Origin of the sequence: Thomasclavelia sp., assembly GCF_017889095.1 — a bacterium.
Classification (GTDB): Bacteria; Bacillota_I; Bacilli_A; order Erysipelotrichales; family Coprobacillaceae; genus Thomasclavelia.
Window position 1 is genome coordinate 1 of sequence record NZ_JAGHEW010000284.1, and the last position, 5,809, is coordinate 5,809.

8 protein-coding genes are annotated in these 5,809 nt (G+C 28.5%); 6 read left to right on the plus strand and 2 right to left on the minus strand.

The window, feature by feature from the left end; translation table 11 throughout:
• Together J7M77_RS12570 and J7M77_RS12575 are read left to right on the plus strand one after the other, a co-directional pair.
• On the plus strand, window positions 1-294 hold a 294-nt coding region (locus tag J7M77_RS12570), incomplete at its 5' end, for a hypothetical protein (RefSeq protein WP_296879087.1).
• Window position 295: 1 nt separating this feature from the next.
• Entirely contained in the window at window positions 296-787 is a 492-nt protein-coding gene (locus J7M77_RS12575) for an NADAR family protein (protein ID WP_296879089.1), read from the plus strand.
• 12 nt (window positions 788-799) lie between these two features.
• Here the strand turns inward: J7M77_RS12575 and J7M77_RS12580 are convergent, their stop codons facing one another.
• Window positions 800-1,225 (minus strand): hypothetical protein, encoded by a 426-nt coding sequence (locus tag J7M77_RS12580; protein ID WP_296879092.1) that lies wholly within the window; start codon window positions 1,223-1,225, stop codon window positions 800-802.
• Window positions 1,226-1,359: 134 nt separating this feature from the next.
• Here J7M77_RS12580 and J7M77_RS12585 point away from each other — a divergent pair, with 134 nt between their 5' ends.
• The gene (locus J7M77_RS12585; protein ID WP_296879093.1) at window positions 1,360-1,608 is read left to right on the plus strand and encodes a hypothetical protein; all 249 of its coding nucleotides are present in this window, start codon (window positions 1,360-1,362) and stop codon (window positions 1,606-1,608) included.
• A gap of 17 nt (window positions 1,609-1,625) precedes the next feature.
• The gene (locus J7M77_RS12590) at window positions 1,626-2,300 is read left to right on the plus strand and encodes an N-acetylmannosamine-6-phosphate 2-epimerase (protein WP_296879094.1); all 675 of its coding nucleotides are present in this window, start codon (window positions 1,626-1,628) and stop codon (window positions 2,298-2,300) included.
• A gap of 157 nt (window positions 2,301-2,457) precedes the next feature.
• On the opposite strand, the gene J7M77_RS12595 is transcribed toward J7M77_RS12590, so the two are convergent.
• Window positions 2,458-3,324 carry a LysR family transcriptional regulator gene (locus J7M77_RS12595; protein ID WP_296879096.1) on the minus strand — a complete coding sequence of 289 codons (867 nt, stop codon included), beginning with the start codon at window positions 3,322-3,324 and terminating at the stop codon, window positions 2,458-2,460.
• 124 nt (window positions 3,325-3,448) lie between these two features.
• On the opposite strand from J7M77_RS12595, the gene J7M77_RS12600 reads away from it, so the two are divergent.
• Window positions 3,449-4,447, plus strand: a complete 999-nt coding sequence (locus J7M77_RS12600) for an aldo/keto reductase (RefSeq protein ID WP_296879098.1) — start codon at window positions 3,449-3,451, stop codon at window positions 4,445-4,447.
• A gap of 148 nt (window positions 4,448-4,595) precedes the next feature.
• Window positions 4,596-5,809, plus strand: a 1,214-nt coding sequence (locus J7M77_RS12605) for a glycoside hydrolase family 125 protein (protein WP_296879100.1), incomplete at its 3' end; no start/stop codon positions are given.

Here is a 5,809-nt window from a genome sequence, read left to right on the forward strand (position 1 = left end):
AGTAAAACTAGAAAATATATGGATGATGGACAAGCGTATGTTCTAACTATGGATTATAAGGATTTATGGGAATATTATTGTCAAAATGAAAATGTTGATATTCAAGATGGTAAAGCAATTAAGGGTTTTGTGCCAGATTGGATTGGGGAGTTTTATGCTTATTATCAATGGTTTTATAATATAGATAGTGCAGTAGTTGTAGATAAAATACCAGTAAGTTATTTAATTAAAGCTTATCCTGGTTTACATGATTTACAATTAGAATTAGCGGTAAAAAAAGTAGGTGAATTATAATATGGACTTTGTTTTTTTTCATAATCCTGATGAAGAAAACGGTTATTTAAGTAACTGGTACTTATCTTCATTTACCCTTAACAACATTTCCTATACATCAATGGAACAATATATGATGTACGCTAAAGCAGTGTGTTTTAATGATAAAAAAATAGCCCAGGAAATATTATTAACTAATGATTTTGCAAAAATAAAAGCACTTGGACGACAAGTTGCTAATTATAATGAGTCTTATTGGAATGGAATGCGTCAAATTATTGTTTATGAAGGATTGTATGCTAAGTTTTCACAAAACGAAGATTTAAAAAATAAATTGTTAGCTACCAATAATGCAATTTTGGCTGAATGCGCTCTTAAAGATAAGATATGGGGTATTGGATTAACAATGAAAGATCATCAAAGATATGATATTTCTAAATGGAAAGGAACTAATTTATTAGGTTATACATTAATGATGGTAAGGGATAAGTTAAAAAGAGATTTTTATATTTAATAGAAATCTCTTTTAATTATTTAAAATAATCTTTTTAGTTTTATCAATTATGACTAGTTTTACATCACTTTTTTTATTATGTAAATAATCATTGATTTGATTAAAACTGTCTAATGAGATAAAATCAAGCCAAGATTTAGCGTCATTTTTGATCATAAAATAAATTGTAATTATCATCATGAATAAAACAGCAGTTATAATAAAGAATAAACCAGTAAACAAAGCAGGTAAAGAAACCATTAACGAAAAAGAAAATAGTAATAGTGCAATTAAAGCAATTAAATAAACAAGACGATCAACTTGCACCCATAATTCCATAATTTCTTGATAAGAATCAAAGCTGTCTTTAGCTTTACAAATAATTTCTAACAGTTCATCACTATTTTTTAACTCTGATATTAGTTTATCTTCATTTTCAACGCGCTTTAATTCGTCCATAGATATAATTCACCTCATTTACTAAATGTATCTTGATTATACTACTAGTAAAAAGTAACGACAATATTTAATCATAAATATTGATAAAGAACTAGCTTTTAGATAAGATAAAATTATATGAGGAGGAAATAAAGATGGCAAATGTAGTCGATTTTAATATGATTGTTGAAATCAACCAGCTTTTAAAAGATAAAGGAATAGAATATTCTATTCATGGTATTGGCGGTTGTGCTAGTTGTGGTTTGGAATTGAGAAAAGACGGCCAAGAATATCCATTAGAAAAAATAGTAGAAATTATTAATGAATATTTAAGTAAAAACTGGCTGGTAATTAAACCTAGTGATAATGAAAATAAAATATTTAATGTGGAATCAAAGTTTTAAATAATGAGGAGATCATAATGGAAAAAATCAAACATCAATTAATAGTTTCATGTCAGGCATTAGAAGATGAACCATTACATTCATCATTTATCATGTCCAAAATGGCTTTAGCGGCTAAACAGGGTGGAGCCGGTGGAATTCGTGCTAATAGTGTTGCAGATATTAAAGCAATAAAACAAGAAGTAGATTTACCAATTATTGGTATTATCAAAAAAGATTATCCTGGAACTGATATTTATATTACAACAACGATGGAAGAAATAGATGCTTTAGTTGAAGTACAAGTAGATATTATTGCAATAGATGCTACTGATCGATTACGTTTGAATAACCAGACTTTAGCTGATTTTTTTAAAGAAGTTAAACAAAAATATCCTAATCAATTATTTATGGCTGATTGTTCAACTGTCAGTGAAGCAATCCATGCTGATCAATTAGGATTTGATTTTATTGGAACAACATTAGTTGGTTATACTAATGAAAGTAAAGATCTAAAAATTGAAGCTGATGATTTTAAAATCATTAAAGATATTTTAAAGGCAGTAAAACATCCTGTCATCGCTGAAGGAAATATTGATACGCCTGAAAAAGCTAAACGGGTATTAGAACTTGGCTGTTATAGTGTGGTAGTAGGTTCAATTATTACTAGACCGCAAATAATTACGAAAAGATTTGTAGAAAAAATGAAATAAAATAAACAAGGAGGCTGGAGTGTTTGGGGCTTCCTTGTTTTTGGTATCATAACACTATTCATTTTAATAAACATCTTTTAAAGATTGATTGATAATTATTTTTAGTAAATTTGATTAATCATGATGATATTTTGAAAAATTTTTTTCTTTATCGTATCTAAGCATCTTTAACACAATCAAGCAGTAAATCTAAATATGGCTGTAATTTCTTTTGGTTAATTTTTAAATAACTTAGATAATAAGTTATCTTCATTTGCGGATCACTAATTGGAATTAACACACGATTATTACCGTCATGGCGATAATGTCTAACTAGTTTAGTGGTTGTTGTAATTATGTTAGGATCTTTTAATAATTGTGAAAAAGTAAAATAATCTTCAATAATATTAATATTTAAATTTTCTTTAAGATAGTTCCAATAATTAGCTTGTTTTAAAGTATAATGACCACCAACATAAAATCTTGTCAATGTTTTTAAACGCGGATCTTGTAAAGAAATTTTTGTTTCTTTAGCTAAAGGATGATTTTGATCAACTGATAAAAACATCGTTTCTTCAACTAATGGAATATTTTCGATTTCTAACTGGTCAATTGGTTTTGAAGAAATAATAATATCATATATTTCTCCAAAAATTAAATCGTCTTCCGGTATTTCTATCTGGTAACAATCATAATATATTTTATCCATTATACTAGAAAAATATGGTAGACAATACCACATTGGTCCCGGATCACAAAAACCAATTTTAGTCTTTAAATATTCTTGTTGATATTTTTCTAATTCTTTTTTTAACGCTGAGCTTTGTTCAATAATACTATTAGCATATTTTAAAACAATTTTCCCGGCATCATTTAGCACAATTTTGTTTTTAGAATGATTGAAAAGGCGGATTCCTAGTTCGTTTTCTAATTTTTTGATCATTGTACTTAATGCTGGCTGAGAAATGTGTAATTGTTTAGATGCAATTGAGATAGAATTATTTTCCGCAACAGCCTTAAATTGTAATAATTGGGTAAGTTCCATATTCCTCTCCTTTTAGTATAACTCTAAGTTAAGCTATATTAATTATAATGTAATGTTAATATCATTGTTTATATCGTATCATAGTATTTGAAAAAAGAAAACAATTGTCGGAGGTAAAGTGAAGATGCGTAAAATTAGAAATTTAGTAGTTTCAGATGTTGGGATGGGATGTATGGGATTTTCTCATGGTTATGGTAAAGTACCCGAAGAAGCTTATGCCATTGAAGCGATTAGAAAAGCTTATCAAGCTGGATGTACTTTTTTTGATACTGCTGAAACTTATGGTAGAGAGCAGTTTTATCCTGGTCATAATGAACAGTTAGTAGGTAAAGCAGTAGAACCATTTCGAAAAGATATCGTTTTAGCGACAAAATTCCATTTACATCAAGAAGATTTAGAAAATGATTTACCATTAGAAACAGTAATTAGACAACACTTAAAAAAATCAATGGAAAACTTAAGAACCGATTATATTGACTTGTATTATTTACATCGTTTAAATGAAGATGTTGCAATTGAAAAGATTGCAGCGATAATGGGCAAATTTATCGATGAAGGATTAATCAAAGGCTGGGGCTTATCACAAGTTGATGTCGATATTTTAGATCGAGCTCATCAAATTACACCAGTTACAGCCGTTCAAAATCTATATTCAATGTTGGAAAGAGATTGTGAAAAAGAAATTTTTCCATACTGTTTAAAAAACAATATTGGTGTCGTTCCTTTTTCACCAATTGCCAGTGGTTTTTTATCAGGAAAAGTGACAACGGAAACTAAATTTGAAGGTGATGATGTTCGAAAATGGGTACCGCAATTATCGAAAGAAAATATTGTTGCCAATCAGCCAATTCTTGATGTTTTAGAAAAATTTGCCAAAGAAAAACAGGTAACTAATGCTCAAATCTCATTAGCCTGGATGTTACACAAATATCCTAATGTGGTTCCCATTCCGGGATCTAAAAACCAGGAAAGAATTCTAGAAAATTTAGGGGCAATGAATGTTAAACTAACGAATCAAGAATTTGAATTATTAGAAAAAGCATTAAATGAATGTAAAGTCTATGGTCATCGTGGTCATGTTGAAAGTGAAAAAGTTACTTTTAGTAATAATTGGCGTAAGTAGCTAGTAATTTTTAAAATTACTAGTTTTTTTATAAACAAAACTATTATTTGATTATGTGATATAATTGGATAAGATTGGAAAAACTTTACTAGATTAGAAATCGACAATTTTTTTATACATGTTAAACTAAAGAAAAAAGGAGGAAATTATGAATATTCAATCATTATTAGATAAAGCTGATCTTGTTTTAAAAGATGAAAAATTAAAAAAGATGTTTAAACAATGTTTCTTATCAACTCTAGAAACAAGTGTTGTGGAAAAAGGGGACAAAACATATATTATCACTGGTGATATTAATGCAATGTGGTTACGTGATTCTAGCTGTCAGGTTAATCATTATTTAGATTATGTTAATGATGATGAAGATTTACGTTTAAAAATAAAAGGATTAATTAATGCTCAAGTTGATTATGTCTTATTAGATCCTTATGCCAATGCCTTTTTAAATACCGAAGATACTACGCGCGAATATCATGATACGACAATAATGAAACCTTATGTATGGGAACGTAAATATGAAATTGATTCATTATGTTATCCAATTAAATTAGCTTATAAGTATTATCACCAATGTCATGATCGTTCTATCTTTGATCAAAAATACCTTCATTTCATTGATGTAGTTTTAACGACTTTAGAAACCGAACAATATCATAGTGAAAAATCACAATATACTTTTGAACGTGAAATTGCTAAACAATGGAATTTAAGAAAAACGGAAACTTTACAAGATCATGGTCGCGGTTTTGCTACTCGTTATACGGGAATGAGCTGGAGTGCTTTTCGACCAAGTGATGATGCTTGTACTTTTAATTACAATATTCCAGGAAATATGTTTTGTAGTGTTGTACTTGGCTATTTAGAAGAGATTGCTCAAAATATTTATCAAGATCAATATTTAAAGGAAAGAATTACTGATTTAAAATTTCAAATTGATTATGGAATTGAATTATTTGGAACTTATTTACATCCTAAGTATGGAAAAATCTATGCTTATGAAACTGATGGTTATGGAAATCATGTATTAATGGATGATGCTAATGTACCTAGTTTGCTATCAATTCCTTATCTTGGTTATTGTAGCCAGGATGATCAAATATATCAAAATACTCGTAAATTTATTTTAAGTAAAGATAATCCCTATTATTATCAAGGTAAATTAGCTAAAGGAATTGGTTCACCACATACTAAAAAAGAATATGTTTGGCCAATTGCTCTTACAATGCAGGCCCTTACTTCAAATGATCCTGAAGAAATTGAAACATTAATTGAAATGATTGTAAATAATACTGGTGATACCGGATATTGTCATGAAAGTTTTGATGTCAATGATGATTCCAATTATTCTCGTGAATGGTTTTG

Coding starts and splice junctions, on each gene's coding strand:
- J7M77_RS12600 (WP_296879098.1), top strand. CDS start 3,449: ATGCGTAAAATTAGAAATTTAGTAGTTTCAGATGTTGGGATGGGATGT.
- J7M77_RS12580 (WP_296879092.1), bottom strand. CDS start 1,225: ATGGACGAATTAAAGCGCGTTGAAAATGAAGATAAACTAATATCAGAG.
- J7M77_RS12595 (WP_296879096.1), bottom strand. CDS start 3,324: ATGGAACTTACCCAATTATTACAATTTAAGGCTGTTGCGGAAAATAAT.
- J7M77_RS12590 (WP_296879094.1), top strand. CDS start 1,626: ATGGAAAAAATCAAACATCAATTAATAGTTTCATGTCAGGCATTAGAA.
- J7M77_RS12575 (WP_296879089.1), top strand. CDS start 296: ATGGACTTTGTTTTTTTTCATAATCCTGATGAAGAAAACGGTTATTTA.
- J7M77_RS12585 (WP_296879093.1), top strand. CDS start 1,360: ATGGCAAATGTAGTCGATTTTAATATGATTGTTGAAATCAACCAGCTT.